We start from the raw sequence: 14,251 nt of genomic DNA on the forward strand, positions 1-14,251 counted from the left end.
CGGTCAAAGGTCACTCCGGGGTGGTGAGTTCGGCGCGTCGGCGCTTGCGCAGCAGGTAGCGCTGGGTCTTGCCGCTCGGGGTCTTGGGCAGGGCGTCGATGAAGTGGATCGTGCGTGGGTGGGCGTGGGCGGCGTACCGGGTCTTGACCAACTGCTGGAGCTCGGTGGCCAGTTCCGGCGACCCCTCGCCGCCGTCGCGCAGGACCACGTACGCCTCGATGACCTCGCCGCGGACCTCGTCGGGCGCGCCGATCACGCTGCAGTCGGCGACCGATGGATGCTGGGCGAGGACGCTTTCGATCTCGAACGGGCCGATGCGGTAACCGGCCATGATGATGACGTCGTCGTCGCGGGAGGAGAAGAAGAAGTCGCCGTCCGCGTCGATGCGCGCGGCGTCGCCGGTGAGGTAGTAGCGGCCGTCGGGAGTGAACTTGGAGGCGCTCTGGCCGGCGATCTGGTAGCCGCGGAAGGTCATCAGCGGGCTGGCCGCGACATCGATCGCGACTCTGCCGAGCACGCCCGCTCCGGCGGGCTCGTCCTTCTCGTCGGCCAGGACGGTGAGGCTCCAGCCGGGCACCGGCCGTCCCATCGATCCCGTCTTGAGAGGGCGGGCGAGTTCGGGATGGTGGTGGTTGGCCAGGGGCATGCCGACCTCGGTCTGACCGAAGTGGTCGTGCACCGCCAGGCCGAGCGCGGCGCCGGCCCACTCGTTGACCTCGGGGGTCAGCGGCTCGCCCGCGCTGGACGCCCGCTCCAGGCACAGGCCCTCGGGCACCGCTACCGACGAGGAACGCAGCCCCCGGTAGACGGTGGGGGCGGCGGTGAAGTCGGTGACCTGGTGGTCAAGGAGGGTGCGCCAGGTCGTCTCGGCGGAGAATCCGCCGGTCAGCAGCAGGCTGGGGAGGCCGGCGGCCATGGGGGCGACGATGGCGGCGTACAGCCCGTAGGCCCAGCCGGGGTCGGCGGCGCACCAGTAGCTGCTGGCCGGGGTGACGCCGAGGCCGTACTCCAGGTAGATCTGCCACCCGGCGATGTAGGAGACGGGGTGGATGACGCCCTTGGGCTTGCCGGTGGTGCCGGAGGTGAACATGTGCACCAGCGGGCCGTCGCCGCTCGTGATGACGGCGGGCACCGGCTCGGGCGACGCGGCCGCGACGAGATCCGCGAGCGACCGGTCGCCGCCCGACGTGACGGCTCCGGTGACGATGATGCGCCGCTGGGGATCGTCCGGCATGTCGGGGCCCGGGTCGAGTTTGTGCCGCTGGTCCGGGTCGACGACCACGACGTGTGCACCCGCGCCCTCCAGACGCAGGGCGATGGCCTGAGGGGCGAACGCGGTGAACAACGGGACGTAGACCGCGCCGAGCCGCCAGATCGCCAGGACGACGGTGACGAGGTTGGTGCCCTTGCCCATCAGGGTCGCCACCCGGTCACCCGGACCGACACCCAGCTCTTGCAGGGCCCGCGCACAGCGGTGCGAGTTCGCTGCGAGCTCGCCGTACGTCAGGGTGGAAGCCTTGCCGTCGCCGTCGACGAGGGTGAACGCTGTGCGGTCGGCGGGGTGGCGGTCGCACAGCAGCTCGGCCACGTTGAGGGATGGAGCCGTGAAGGTCGCGGTCAGTTCGGCAACCCGGCCGGCGGCGCTCATGACTGGTCCTCGCGGTCGATGACGGGCAGGACCAGACGGCTGGGGTGGTTCGGTCCGTGGTGGATGTGGTTGACCGCGGGGATCATCTGCTCCTCGCCTTCACGGGCGATGACGCCGCCGGTGTTCGTGTTGCGGTCGTAGCGGGGGAAGTTGCTGCTGGAGACGTCCACGCGGATGCGGTGACCGGGCAGGAACACGTTGGAGGTGGCCGTCATGTCGATGGTGATCTCGTAGACCGTCCCGGGCTCCATCGGTTCCTCCGTGGCGAGGCCGCCCCGGTAACGGGTGCGCAGGATCCCGTCACACAGGTTGATCGCCTTGCCGTCGGGGAAGACGTCGACGAGCTTGGCGGTGAAGTCGGTGTCCACCGCGGACGAGGAGACAAACAGGGTCAGGCTGACCGGACCCGTGACCTCGACGGGCTTCTCCAGCACCGGGCCGGCGAAGCACAGGACGTCCTCGCGGGCGGCGACGGTCTGCTGGTCGACCGGGCCACAGAGTTCCAGCGTCACCGGCATGGACGCCCCGCCCGCCGTGGGAACCGGGCGGCGCGGATCGTAAAGGTAGGTCTCGTGCCCGGCATCGGTCGGCGCTTCGGTGGTCAACACGCCATCTCCTGCAGCAGTGTTGGCACGGCCGGTGCTCGTGAGGTGGAAGTCGGTCCACCTCGTGTCGGGCAGCGGCCAGTCCTGCTCGTCGCGCCACTGGTCGATGCCCATCACGAAGATCTTCACCGGCGCCACGTCGTCCAGAGCGGCGGTGTCACCGCGGAGCCAGCGGTCGAAGAACTTCACGTGCAGGCCGGTCAGGCCCATCATCTGGGCACTGGCCAACGGGCCGAAGGAGCGGTCGGGATAGACCCCACTAGCGGACAGGTGATCCCACGGACCGATGATGAGCCGCTGCCCCTCACGGGCCTGCGCACTGCCCGCCTTCTGCCGGGCAGTGGTGTAGGTGCGCACCGTCTGACCGATGTAGAGGTCATACCAGCCGCCGATGTTCAGCGCCGGAACGGTGACGTTCTTGAGCTCGGGTGTGAGCTCCATGGCGTCCCAGTACGCGTCATGGGACGGGTGGGCCATCCAGTCGTCCCACCACTTGCCGTACGTTGCCAGGACCGGAACCTCGGCCGTCGGCAGCACATCGTTGAGGGCCTCGTGGGTCAGGACTGCCTGGCTGAGCTGCTGCACCTGGGACAGGGAGCCCCCCTCCCCCGCCGCCAAGGACCGCTGCGCGTCGGCCGCGTACATCATGGCGTTCCACATCGTGACCAGGCTCAGTGAGAGCGCCCCACCCGGGCCGTACCAAGGCGCCTCGTAGTTGTCGATCGAGGTGAAGGCAGGCGCGATCGCCTTCAGGGCGGGGGCGCCGGTCACCGCGGTCTCCCACTGCACCATGCCCAGGTAGGACGGCCCGTACATGCCCACCGTGCCGTCCGACCACGGCTGGTCGGCGATCCAGGCGACGGTGTCCGCACCGTCGGACCGGTCGGCCATGTGCGGAACGAACTCGCCCTCAGAGCGATGCGTTCCGCGGCAGTCCTGCACCACCACCGCATACCCGGCCTCCACCAAAGTCAGGACGTCGGGGACGACCGACTGGCCGAAGCCCATCACGTCCTTGCCGTACGGCAGGCGCACGAGCAGCGTCGGAGCCTCCCCCTGGGCCGGATGCCACACGTTGGCGGCGAGACCCACGCCGTCACGCATCGGAACCCGGACGTCTATGTCGTAAAGGTGCTGCATCGGTGCTCCTCATCGAGCCGCGGCGGCATTGCCCTGGATGTTGGGTACGTTAAGAGGTACGTTCGTACCCTGTCAATTACCCCACAGGGGCAGACCTCCCCTTCTCTCCCGTGCACGGGTTCGATGGCGTGGGGTCGGCGCCGGCTCGTTCATCTCGCGGATCTGCTTGTCGAAGACCCCGGTGAGAGCGAGGCGGCGCAGTACGTGCGCGTCCGGCCGGAGGGCCTGCGTTGCAGTGCGGCTTCGGCTACATGTCGGTCGCTGTCGCGACGATCGCCTGGGCGACGACGGCGGACACGTCGCCGCCCCCTGACGGCCTCCGCCATTACCCGGTCGACGGTCTACCGACGCTTCACGCAGACGGGCAGGGGTGTGTCAGGCTTCGCGCTGTTGGCCCCGCATCCGGTTCTGATAGGCGGGTTCGACGAGGGGTGCCTGACCGCCGTGGTCACGGGCTTCGTGGTCCAGGGCGCCTCGGCCCTCGATCGCATGCTTGGAGGCGGCGCGGACGGCCATATGGGGCTGGGGCATGAACCGAGCACGGACGGGAGGCTGATGATGCGCCCGCATCCCTGGGCACGCATGTACGGCAAGACCTCCGCCACGATGCGGGGCTTGTGCCAACCACGCTGCATCCGGCTACAGACGCAAGTGAGTTACGCCGTGACCTGCTTCTGCGGATCCTGCCTGCGTCCGCCGCCGACGACTTCGCGGCGCCCCTCGCGTGGCAGGCCGCCGCGGTACACGGTTCATCTCACACGTGCCTGACGCAACTACACGTTTCCAGCGCCTCACACCCTAGGACAGTTCGCGCTTGAGGACCTTCCCGGTGGCGGTCATGGGCAGGGCGTCGACGAACTCGACGATGCGCGGGTATTTGTAGCCTGCGAATTGCTCCTTTCCCCAGGCTGTCAGCTCGGCCTCAGTCGTACTGTCGTCGGCCTTCTTGACGACGACGGCCTTGATCTCTTCCCCGTGGCTTGGGTGCGGAACTCCGATGACGGCGACCAGAGAGACCGCGGGGTGCTCCATGAGCACCTCCTCGAGTTCGCGCGGGTAGACGTTGAACCCGCCGCGAATGATCATGTCCTTGGACCGGTCGACGACGAAGTAGAAGCCGTCCGCGTCCTTGCGAGCCAGATCTCCGGTACGAAACCATCCTTGGCTGATGGCCTCCGAGGTGGCCTCGGGGCGCTTGTAATAGCCCTTCATGATGTTGTAGCCCTTGATCGCGATCTCCCCAACCGCCCCGGGGTCGTCCCCCACATCCGACCAGTCGTCGTTGATGAGCTTCATCTGGACCCCGGGGATGGGTCGGCCGATCGATCCGACTCGGGGCTCCTCGCCGTACGTGGCGAATGACGCGATGGCCACCGTCTCCGAGAGCCCGTAGCCCTCGAGGATCGTCACACCGAAGCGTTTCCTGAACTCTTGGTGGATCTTCGCGGGAAGCGCGGAACCACCGGACACGGCGATGCGCAGGTTGGCGGCCAGCCGGGCGACGTCGACGCGGTCGTCGAGTGCCTCGAGCAGGCCCCAGTACATGGTCGGCACGCCGCCGAAGAACGTCACGCCATGGTCGAGCATGAGCTCCAGCGCCTCATGGGCGGAGAACCTTGCCTGTAGGACGAGTGTGCCGCCGAATCCGATTGCGCCGTTCTGGATGACCATCTGGCCAAAGGCATGGAAGAGCGGAAGGACGCACAGGTAGACGTCGGGCGTCGCGGGGTCCGACTCGAAGAGCTGGGCACCGGCTCGGGCGATGTCGTACACGTTCCGGTGTCTGAGTTCTGCGCCCTTGGGCTGCCCGGTGGTACCGGACGTGTAGAGGATGACTGCGGTGTCGTCGTCGGCACGCTCGACCGTCTCGAAGGTCTCCGGCTGCCCGGCGACAGCGGCGGCGAAGATCTGGTCCGGGGCGACGCCGTCCACAGACGCGCCGCTGCCGATGAGGAAGAAGTGCGCGGCCCGGCCGGCGGTCTGGAAGGCCGACCATGCCTCGCGCCCGATCGGGAGTTCTGGACCGCCTTCGAAGGCGAAGTACGCCGTCGCGTCCGAGTCGTTGAGGTGGTAGGCGATCTCCCGTGCCTTGAGGAGTACGTTCAACGGCACGACGACCGCGCCTGCCTTGAGGATTCCGAAGTAGATCGTCGTGAACTGCGGGATGTTCGCGCAGGACAGGGCAACCTTCTCGCCAGGGCCGACGCCGCGCTCGATCAGCAGGTTCGCCACCCGGTTCGAGGCCCCGTCGAGTTCTGCGTAGGAGATCCGATCGCCACCGAAGACGATCGCCGTGCGCGCCGGGTGTTCCGACGCGGTGCGGGTCAGCAGACCGGACACGTTCCGGGTCGAACTCGTCATCAATGGCTCCTGGTCAGTGCGTAGTCGGGGCACCGCGGTGTTTCCTGGCATCAGGTGGTCAGGAAGTCCTTGCCCTCACGTGCGTCGAGGCGTTGGAGGATGTTCTGGACCGTGCGATCTCGTGCCAGGGCGGAGTCCAGGGCGGGTGCGACGATGCCGCGGAGCCTGGAGACCAGAGTCCACCTGCGCGGACGGAAGACCCGCACATCCCGGCGGCGCAGGCCCTCGACGATGGCTTGCGCCGCTTGCTCGGGGCTGATGCGCTTGCGCAGGAACCTCGGTTGGGTGTCGAGCAGCGCCTGGGCTGCTGGATCCTCGTCGACACTCTGCCGGATCATGTCCGTGTTGATCATCGCGAAGTACGCGGTCGTGACGCTGACGCCATGGGCGGCGAGCTCGACCCGCAGTCCGCGGCCCAACTGCTCGACCGCTGCCTTGCTCATCGCGTACGGGATCGTGCCAGCCCCGTTGACGAAGGCGAACACCGACGAGATCAGGACGAGTCGGCCACGGTTCTCGATGAGGCCCGGAAGGGCAGCGCGGACCGTGTTGAGCACGCCCCTGACGTTCACGTCGAGGAGTCGATCGGCCATGGGGGCCGAAGACGCCCGCAGGGTCACGCCCCGCGCAACCACACCCGCGTTCGCGATCACGATGTCCAGGCGGCCGGCGTCCCGGATGACGGTCTCGACCGCTCGGGTCATGTCGCCGAGATCGGTCACATCACCGACCAGGTGGGTGACCCGCTCGTCGATCGTCTCGCCCGCGGCCGGGCGGTGCAGATCGACCACGAAGACCCGGGCACCGGCGGCGGCCAGCGCCCGTGCGGTCGCCGCGCCCAGGCCCCGGCCGCCACCGGTGACGAGAGCGACCTTCCCGGCGATCGACCGGTCCGATCTCTCAGCCATTGAGGAACTCCAGAACCTCGGGGACGAACTCCCGGTGGTACTGGAAGACGCCGCCGTGCCCGGAGTTCGGAAAGATCCTCAGCCGGGCGTTCGGGATCCGGCGGGCCATGTCGGCCGAGTTGCTGCTCGCGACCATGAGGTCGTGATCACCGTTGGCGACGAAGACCGGCTGGGTAATCACCGAGAGGTCGTCGGGTGCATGCAGTCCGGCCGCGCGGATGGCCTTCAGCTGCGCGCGTCGAGCCTGCAGGGAGATCTTCTCGTCACGATTCTGGGTGCGCTCCTTGAGCCGGGCGAGGTAGTCCTTCGCGGCCCGCTTGCCCTCGGCGTCGCGCGGGAAGAACAGGAAGGTCCTGGCGTCTTTCAGGGTGAGCGCGGACTTGACGTACGCCTTGACCGCGACCTTGTTGATCTCCTTGATGCCGCCGCCTCCGCGGGGACCGGTTCCCGCCAGGACGATCCGGCGCACGAGCTCGGGTGCCTGCAGGGCCACCATCTGCGCGACTCCGCCGCCCAGCGAGAACCCGAAGAGGTCGACCTTCTCGAGTCCCATCGCACGGATGAAGGCGACGGCGTCACGGCCCATCTCCTCGACGTCCGGCGGCACGGATCCTCCGGACCGGCCGACCCCACGGTTGTCGAACGTGATCACCCGGTGGCGGGCAGCGATGCCGTCAATGATCCTCGGGTCCCAGTCATCAAGGACAGCCATCAGGTGGTGCAGGAACACCACCGGAACACCACCGGTCGGACCGAGCTCGCGGTAGGCGAACGGCACCCCGCCGACGTCGATCGTGCGTGTGGGCACGTCGATCCACTTCATGCTCTTTGTCGTCGTCATCTGGTCTCCCCGGACACGGCACGAGGACCGCGGCTCCGCGCATTAAATTACGGTCGTTCTTCTTACGATTGTAATATATACGCGGGCGATGGCGCGCACACAAGGGCTCTGCGTGCACTGAGCCGAATCCACGGGCTTGGTTCAGGAACGATCGGTCCCGAGGTCATTCGAGTGGTCTGGCGGTTGACCTGCGGTTTGGGCAGGCAGGGGCCGCTGGCCTGCCCAGCTCTTCCACGTGTCCACACGTCTCGGACACCTTCGGGCCGGTTGAGCAGGGCGCATCAGGCGGTGTGATGGCTCGTTGGTGCAGTCGTGGGGAAGCACCGGCCGAGGCGCTCACCGCCGCACGGACGCTACTGCCCGCCCATCGAACCGCTGATTTCCGTTCGGCCGTGTCGGCGTCGTGCGAAAAGTGGTTCTGGATCACTTTTGAGGCGTCGCCGACAACAGGTGCATGCCGGTCCAGTTGATGCATGAGGCCGACGCCGTCCGCTTCGATGGCGTCGGTCGATGTCGTCCCCGTGGGCGCCCTCAACATCGAGCGTCTGACATCGAGTTGTCCCGATCACACCGCGCATCTCCTGGCCGATCGCGAGCTGTTCGCCGAGCTCAAGAGCGACGGCGCCAGAACTGGGGCCACACCCGGCGTTGCGGAGACGGCTGTCGTTGAGGTCCGGTCGCGCCATGGCCGGCTCGCGTCCATCCAGCAGACCCTAGGGCTTGCGGCACCAGCCGCGGCGGTTCAGCCCGGCGGTCGGCTGTCGGGGTGAATGGGCGCATCTGTGCGAGCGGGGTGTCGTCGTGTCCCGGGAGGGGGCCTGCCCGGGCCTCTCCCTGGTGACGACGGAGGATGCATGGTGTACGTGAAGAAGACCTGGGGGGCGGGTGTCGCCGTCCTGGCCGCCCTGGCCCTGCTGACCGGCGCTGGGGACACCTCAGCGCTGACCGCACCGGCCACCCCTGCCGCTCCTGGCGAGGGGACCGAGGAGTTCGCGAAGGACGGCTTCTTCGACGTGCCCGGCAACGTCACCGCTTTAACCGTGGAACTGTGGGGGGCGGGCGGCGGCGGAGCCACCGGTGGCACCGACGGTAGCACGAGCGCCATCTCCTGGGGTGGCGGCGGTGGCGCTGGCGGGGGTGGCGGGGGCAGCGGCTACTACGTCAAATGCCGGCTGACGGCAGTCACGCCGGACACCCGGTTCGAGATCCACACCGGCCGAGGCGGCTACTTCTCCACTCCTGATGGCGGCCCGCAGGGCGGTGACTGGGTTCCTACCGCCGGCGGGGATTCGTGGGTCACCGTCGCCGGTCGCACCATCGTTTTGGCCAGGGGCGGTCACGGCGCCGCCGGGCCCCCCGCCGCAGGCACGAAGGCCGTCGATCGCCAGCACGGCCTCGGGGGCAAAGGCAAGGACGGTGGCTACCACGGGCCCGGTGCGAACTGCACATCCACTGCCGGCATCGACACCGACCGCCTCGACTCGCGGGACGGGGGAAGCGGCACAGCGGGTGGCGACGGCGCCGACGGCGCCGACGGCAAGTCCTCTTTCCCTGGACTCGTAGGCGGCCCGGGCCGGGGCGGCGACGGCGGTAGGGGCGGCGACGGCGGAGCCGGCTTCAACGGCCACGGCGGCGGCGCGGGCGCGGGAGGCAAGGGCGGCAAAGGCGGCCATCCCACGTACGGCAGCCCGCCGAACGGGACCGACGGCACCGACGGCGCCCCCGGAGCCGACGCGTATGTGCTGGCGGGAGCCGACGGCCACGCCGTCATCACCTGGTAGAAGGGGCAGGGGGCAGAAAAGGTGAGGCCAGCGGCGGAGCGGGGGCCAGCCGCCGCAGAGCTGCCGGGCTTCCCGGTCCCTGGAAGACGCTTCTGATGAGCTGCCCCAGCACGTACGCCGCATCTGTCACCTGCAGAGCTACCGGCATGGACGCCAGTGGTCCGCCTCCACCATCAAGGTCATCGGCTCCGGTATCGATGACCCGGACTTCGCCGACAAACTCTCCCGCCTGATCGGCGACCACGACGTGGAGACGACCTCCACCGGCACCTCGGAGTCCGGCAAGTCCACCTCCGTATCCATGCCACAGGAACGCATCCTGGCAGCCGACGCCATCCGTGCGCTGCCCAAGGGCACGGCGCTCGCGTCCGCCACCGGCATGCGCGCGGCCATGCTCGACCTGCGCCCCTGGTATCTCGAGCCGCGCCAGATACTGCAGGGGAGCACGGGGAACACCGGTCATCCACCCATAGACAGCCTCAGGTCATGACGTTATGCAGCAGCAGGTCAGCGGGGACTGTCGAGCCCGTCGAAGCCAAGCTCCCCAAGGGGATGACGCAGCGGTACGAGGTGGGCCCACGCCACATCAGAGCGATGCTGGCAGGTCAGGCGTCGGTGATGGGTGTGAGGGTGTCGAGCCAGACGTCGAAGACGAAGCGTGTGTCGTTGGGGCCGCCCTCCAGCCACCAGGTGCTCACTGTGGCGACGTCGTCGGCGATCTCTTCGATCGTGCACTGGATGCTGGTGGGGCAGGGGTAGGGCGAGGTCGGCTGCAGGTCTCCGCCGAAGTAGGCGGTTTTGCCGACGAGTTGGTGAGGGCGGTCGTAGACGTCGGCGAACTCCACGAGGATGATGCCTGGGAACGGATCGTCGGTGAGCCAGCAGACAGCGGTAGCGGGCAGTTCGCAGCCATCACCCTCGCCCAGATTTATCCCCATGGCCGCACGCTACCCAATGGGTGTCGCACGGCACTACTGGTTTAGACCTGTCCTATGTAGTGAAGCGGACGTTGGTCTGTTCATGGGGCGGGGTACGTGGAGTTGGATTGTTCCGGACGGGCTGTGGGAGATTGCGAAGCCGCTGATCCCGCCGACGAGGGTGCGGCCGCAGGGTAGCGGGACACAGGACACGCCTGATGAGACGCTGTTCGCGGCGATCATCTACGTCCTGGTCAGTGGCTGCGCCTGGCGCCAACTGCCGCCCTGCCTCGTTGGGTGACCCGTCACCATGGGCTTCAGCCCTTCGCTGCTGTGGGTGTTGCCGGCCGAGACGCCGGCAAGGAGGGGCAGTCCGTTCGCATCCGACAGGATGCGCAGAGTGGAACCCGGCTTGCCCCCGGCCCACGGGGCTCGGACCTGTGTCTTCGCCCTTTTTTAGCGCGGACGTGACACGACCCGCACCGCGGCCGGTACTTCAAGCCCCAGCGCCTCCACGCCGACAAAGCCTATGACCGGCCGGGCCTGCGGAAATGGTTACGCGGCAAGCGCATTGGCGTCCGCATCGCCCGCAAAGGCACGGATCGCCTCGCCGCAAACCCCGTCCACCCCGACCCTCTGCGCAGGCAGATCGGGCTCGCTGCCGGACCCGAGCTATGGCTGATTTCGCTTGACGTTGCCGACAAACAGGCGTGTGGCTGCGTAAATGCACACGACCATTCCGAGGAGTACCCAGCCACCCTTGATGCCAAGGGCTATGAGAAAGACGGAGAAGGCCACACCGATGACGGCGAAAATGGTGGTGAACAGCATGTAGCGCTTGACCGCTGCTCGCTGTTCGACGGACCATCCGACTCGAGGCACGATTCCTCCCAAGTGATGTCACGCGGGCCCGACACGTGTCCGGCCCGCTGCTGACTTAGCCGCCGACAGCGTTCGGCGCTATCTGGCTGGCGCTCCATGAGATTGCGTAGCATCCGGCTGCCGCACCGAGCGATCCCCCAAACGTTGCCGGAGCCGCCGCCGCTACAGCCGTTGCGCAGGCTGCGGCGGAGAGACCACCCATCAGCAGTCCGGCGACGTCGCCCCAGAGGGGGCCCTTGTGTCCCCTTGAGCCAGGTGCACGGCGCAGGTGGCGAGGTCACCGACCGGCGCTAGGGCGTTGGCCGCCGCGGTCAGACTGAGCAGCCCGTTCGGGGCGGTCCGGTTGATGGGGTCGCCGCCCGGGGCCGGTGCGGTCGGTCGAGCGGGTCGCGGCGACAGCGCGACGAGCCGTGCGGCCGGCGGCAGCGCCCCGTCCGCACGGCTCGTCCCACGTCGGTGTCAGCGGACCGCGTGAGCGGCGTTCTCGATGACCTCGGTGACCTTCCCGGGCTTCGAGACGCTTACCGCGTGCGAGGACCGCACCTTCGAGGTGTGGGCGTGGGCCCGCTCGGCCATGAACTCCTGTGCCGCGGGCGGGATGTTGAGGTCCTGCGTGGCGACGAGGACCCAGGAGGGGATGGTCTTCCAGGCCGGTTCGGCCGAGGCCCCGGCCAGGGCGGCGTCGGTGATCGGCCGCTGGGTGACGGCCATCAGGTCCGTCGTGGCGCGGGGCACGTCCGCGGCGAACTGGTGGTGGAAGCTGGTGTTCTGGATGTAGAGGTCATTGACCGGGGAGCCGTCGGCGTTCATGGTCGGCACCGGACGCAGTGTGTCGCCGAGGGTGCTGCCCGGGAACTTGCCCGCCAGGTCGGCCGCGCTCTCACCCTTGTCCGGGAGGAAGGCAGCGAGGTAGACCAGCGCCTTGACGTTCTCGTTGCCGGTGGCGGCATTGCTGATCACCGAGCCGCCGTACGAGTGCCCGGCCAGGACGATGGGCCCGTCGATGCCGGCCAGGACGTCCCTGAGGTAGGCGGAGTCGCCGCTCAGGGAGCGCAGCGGGTTGGCGACGGCGACCACCGGATAGTGATCGTGGCGCAGCCTGCGGATGACGTCGTTCCAGCTCGTGGAGTCGGCGAACGCGCCGTGGACGAGGACGACGGTGGGCTTGGGCGCCTCGGTGGCAGGGTCCTTGTCAGCGGCGGCCGACCCGGTCGCGGTGGCGAGCAGCCCGGCGAAGACGCTCGCGGTGGCGAGGGCGGTGAGTGCGGTCCGGGTCCGGCTGGTGCGGACGGTTCGGTTCATGTCGATGGCCTTTCGGGCGGAATCGGTGGTGGGTACCCCGCCCGTCTCCCGAGCGGGGCACGGATGGGAGGCGGGCGGGAGCCCGTCGGTGGGGGCGAGTCGGTCGGTGGGGGCGAGTCGGTCGGTGGGAGGCGGGCGGGAGCCCGTCGGTGGGGGCGGAGGTCGGCTGGGGGGATCAGGGCCGGTGCCGGGCGGTGAGTTCCTCGTGCTCGGGCGGCGAGGGCTTGGGGATCTGGGTGCCTGGGCCGTAGAGGGCGCGGCTGAGCGCGACGCGCAGGTGCCGGGTGGCGGACCGGGTCCAGGTCGGCGCGGGCTCGTCCGGGTCCGGGTCGGGCGCAAGCTCCAGCGGTCGGTACTGCTCGTGGGCGGTGAGGGTGTGCAGCCGGGCCGGGTCGAGGGGCTCGTGGACCTCGACGTACTCGCCGTGCGGCAGGCGCTTGATGACGCCGGTCTCGCGGCCGTGCAGCACCATGTCGCGGTCGCGTCGCTGCAGGCCGAGCGCGAGGCGCTTGGTGATGACGAAGGCCAGGACCGGGGCGACGAACAGGCCGACACGCACGGCCCAGGTCACGGAGTTGACGGAGACGTGCAGCCAGATGGCGATGACGTCGTTGGCGGCCCCGACGAGCGCCACCGCGTAGACGCTGAGCCAGGCCACGCCCAGGGCGGTCCGTACGGGACGGTTGCGAGGGCGGTCGAGGAGGTGGTGGTCGCGGTCGTCGTCCGTGACCCAGGCCTCCAGGAACGGGTAGGCGCCCATCGCGAGGAAGAGGACCAGGCCCGCCAGCAGCGGCAGGAGGTTGTCCAGGGCCAGGGTGTGGCCCCACAGGTCGATCTCCCAGCCCGGCATGACGCGCAGCAGGCCGTCCGCGACGCCCATGTACCAGTCCGGCTGGGATCCGGCGGACACCTGGTCCGGGCGGAAGGGGCCGTAGTTCCACACGGGGTTGATCTGGGCCACGGCCGCCATGAAGAAGATCACGCCGGACACGAAGCAGAAGTAGCCGGCGGACTTCACGGCACGGACCGCGAACGGGAGGCCGACGACGTTGTTCTCGCTCCGGCCGGGGCCGGGGTACTGGGTGGGCCGGTGGCGCAGGGCCAGTACCGCGTAACCGACGAGCACCGCGATCATCAGCGCGGGGATGACCAGCGTGTGCAGGGTGTTGAAGCGGGCGATCAGGTCCTCGCCGGGGAACTCGCCGCCGAAGAGGAAGAACGACAGGTAGGTGCCGACGACCGGGATCGACAACAGTGTGCCGTTGACCACTTGCAAGCCGGTTCCGGACAGCAGGTCGTCGGGCAGGTCGTAGCCGGTCAGGCCGGCGAACATGGCCAGGACGAGCAGCAGGAACCCCAGCACCCAGTTCAGCTCGCGCGGCTTACGGAACGCTCCCGTGAAGAAGACCCGCAGCAGGTGCGCGAAGACCGCGGCGACGAAGACCAGTGCCGCCCAGTGGTGCGCCTGGCGGATGAGCAGGCCGCCGCGGACGTCGAAGGAGAGGTGCAGGGTCGAGTCGAAGGCCCGGGACACCAACTGTCCCCGCAGCGGTGCATATCCGCCCTGGTAGACGACGAGATCGGTGGAGGGGTGGAAGTAGAGGCTGAGGTAGACGCCTGTGATCAGCAGGACGACGAAACTGTAGAGCGCGATCTCGCCGAGCATGAACGACCAGTGGTCCGGGAAGACCAGGCGCCGGGCGGAGCGGGCCGTCGCGCGCAGGCCCGTCCGGCTCGCCACCCACGTGGCGAGCCGCTCTCCACCGCGCTCTCGCTGCGGTCCGGCCGGCCGGCTGTCGTTGCCCATCTCGTCACCATTCGTCGCGCGGCACACTGTTCGGGTGCATTCATCAACTGCTGTCCCAA

General features: G+C 68.7%; 12 protein-coding genes and 2 pseudogenes. 4 read left to right on the forward strand and 10 right to left on the reverse strand.

From position 1 onward, the window contains the following. Nucleotides 1-10: 10 nt before the first annotated feature. The 6 genes from EJC51_RS01425 to EJC51_RS01445 form a co-directional block, all read right to left on the reverse strand. Nucleotides 11-1,648 carry an AMP-binding protein gene (locus EJC51_RS01425; RefSeq protein ID WP_126269311.1) on the reverse strand — a complete coding sequence of 546 codons (1,638 nt, stop codon included), beginning with the start codon at nucleotides 1,646-1,648 and terminating at the stop codon, nucleotides 11-13. Next, complete coding sequence (locus EJC51_RS01430; protein ID WP_208870671.1) at nucleotides 1,645-3,393, reverse strand: CocE/NonD family hydrolase; 1,749 nt, start codon at nucleotides 3,391-3,393, stop codon at nucleotides 1,645-1,647. The genes EJC51_RS01425 and EJC51_RS01430 overlap by 4 nt, the downstream gene beginning before the upstream one ends. A 375-nt stretch (nucleotides 3,394-3,768) precedes the next feature. Then, nucleotides 3,769-3,924, reverse strand: coding sequence for a hypothetical protein (locus EJC51_RS47585; RefSeq protein WP_165951423.1), 156 nt, complete (start codon nucleotides 3,922-3,924; stop codon nucleotides 3,769-3,771). A 267-nt stretch (nucleotides 3,925-4,191) separates the two neighbouring features. After that, complete coding sequence (locus EJC51_RS01435) at nucleotides 4,192-5,754, reverse strand: long-chain-fatty-acid--CoA ligase (protein ID WP_126269312.1); 1,563 nt, start codon at nucleotides 5,752-5,754, stop codon at nucleotides 4,192-4,194. A 50-nt stretch (nucleotides 5,755-5,804) separates the two neighbouring features. Then, nucleotides 5,805-6,662 (reverse strand): SDR family NAD(P)-dependent oxidoreductase, encoded by an 858-nt coding sequence (locus EJC51_RS01440; RefSeq protein WP_126269313.1) that lies wholly within the window; start codon nucleotides 6,660-6,662, stop codon nucleotides 5,805-5,807. Next, nucleotides 6,655-7,503 carry an alpha/beta fold hydrolase gene (locus EJC51_RS01445; RefSeq protein WP_126269314.1) on the reverse strand — a complete coding sequence of 283 codons (849 nt, stop codon included), beginning with the start codon at nucleotides 7,501-7,503 and terminating at the stop codon, nucleotides 6,655-6,657. The genes EJC51_RS01440 and EJC51_RS01445 overlap by 8 nt, the downstream gene beginning before the upstream one ends. Nucleotides 7,504-7,976: 473 nt before the next feature. Between EJC51_RS01445 and EJC51_RS01450 the strand changes: the two genes are divergently transcribed. The 3 genes and pseudogenes from EJC51_RS01450 to EJC51_RS01460 form a co-directional block, all read left to right on the forward strand. Continuing rightward, nucleotides 7,977-8,273 (forward strand): hypothetical protein, encoded by a 297-nt coding sequence (locus EJC51_RS01450; protein ID WP_126269315.1) that lies wholly within the window; start codon nucleotides 7,977-7,979, stop codon nucleotides 8,271-8,273. Nucleotides 8,274-8,357: 84 nt separating this feature from the next. Continuing rightward, nucleotides 8,358-9,284 (forward strand): hypothetical protein, encoded by a 927-nt coding sequence (locus EJC51_RS47590; RefSeq protein WP_166682802.1) that lies wholly within the window; start codon nucleotides 8,358-8,360, stop codon nucleotides 9,282-9,284. 130 nt (nucleotides 9,285-9,414) lie between these two features. Then, a pseudogene (locus EJC51_RS01460) lies at nucleotides 9,415-9,708 on the forward strand (TraM recognition domain-containing protein); the annotation flags it as partial. Nucleotides 9,709-9,889: 181 nt separating this feature from the next. Here the strand turns inward: EJC51_RS01460 and EJC51_RS01465 are convergent. After that, nucleotides 9,890-10,222 carry a hypothetical protein gene (locus tag EJC51_RS01465; protein WP_097275999.1) on the reverse strand — a complete coding sequence of 111 codons (333 nt, stop codon included), beginning with the start codon at nucleotides 10,220-10,222 and terminating at the stop codon, nucleotides 9,890-9,892. A gap of 82 nt (nucleotides 10,223-10,304) precedes the next feature. Between EJC51_RS01465 and EJC51_RS49500 the strand changes: the two are divergent. Next, nucleotides 10,305-10,804, forward strand: a pseudogene (locus EJC51_RS49500) (transposase); the annotation flags it as partial. 69 nt (nucleotides 10,805-10,873) lie between these two features. On the opposite strand, the gene EJC51_RS01475 reads toward EJC51_RS49500, so the two are convergent. The 3 genes from EJC51_RS01475 to qcrB form a co-directional block, all read right to left on the reverse strand. Then, nucleotides 10,874-11,083 carry a hypothetical protein gene (locus EJC51_RS01475; RefSeq protein WP_126276749.1) on the reverse strand — a complete coding sequence of 70 codons (210 nt, stop codon included), beginning with the start codon at nucleotides 11,081-11,083 and terminating at the stop codon, nucleotides 10,874-10,876. Nucleotides 11,084-11,542: 459 nt separating this feature from the next. Then, nucleotides 11,543-12,385: an alpha/beta fold hydrolase gene (locus EJC51_RS01480; RefSeq protein WP_126269317.1), complete on the reverse strand. Its 843-nt coding sequence runs from the start codon at nucleotides 12,383-12,385 to the stop codon at nucleotides 11,543-11,545. Between the two features lie 175 nt (nucleotides 12,386-12,560). Continuing rightward, nucleotides 12,561-14,192, reverse strand: a complete 1,632-nt coding sequence (gene qcrB / locus EJC51_RS01485; protein WP_126269318.1) for a cytochrome bc1 complex cytochrome b subunit — start codon at nucleotides 14,190-14,192, stop codon at nucleotides 12,561-12,563. Between the last annotated feature and the right edge of the window lie 59 nt (nucleotides 14,193-14,251).

This window comes from Streptomyces aquilus (genome assembly GCF_003955715.1).
Taxonomy (GTDB): domain Bacteria; phylum Actinomycetota; class Actinomycetes; order Streptomycetales; family Streptomycetaceae; genus Streptomyces; species Streptomyces aquilus.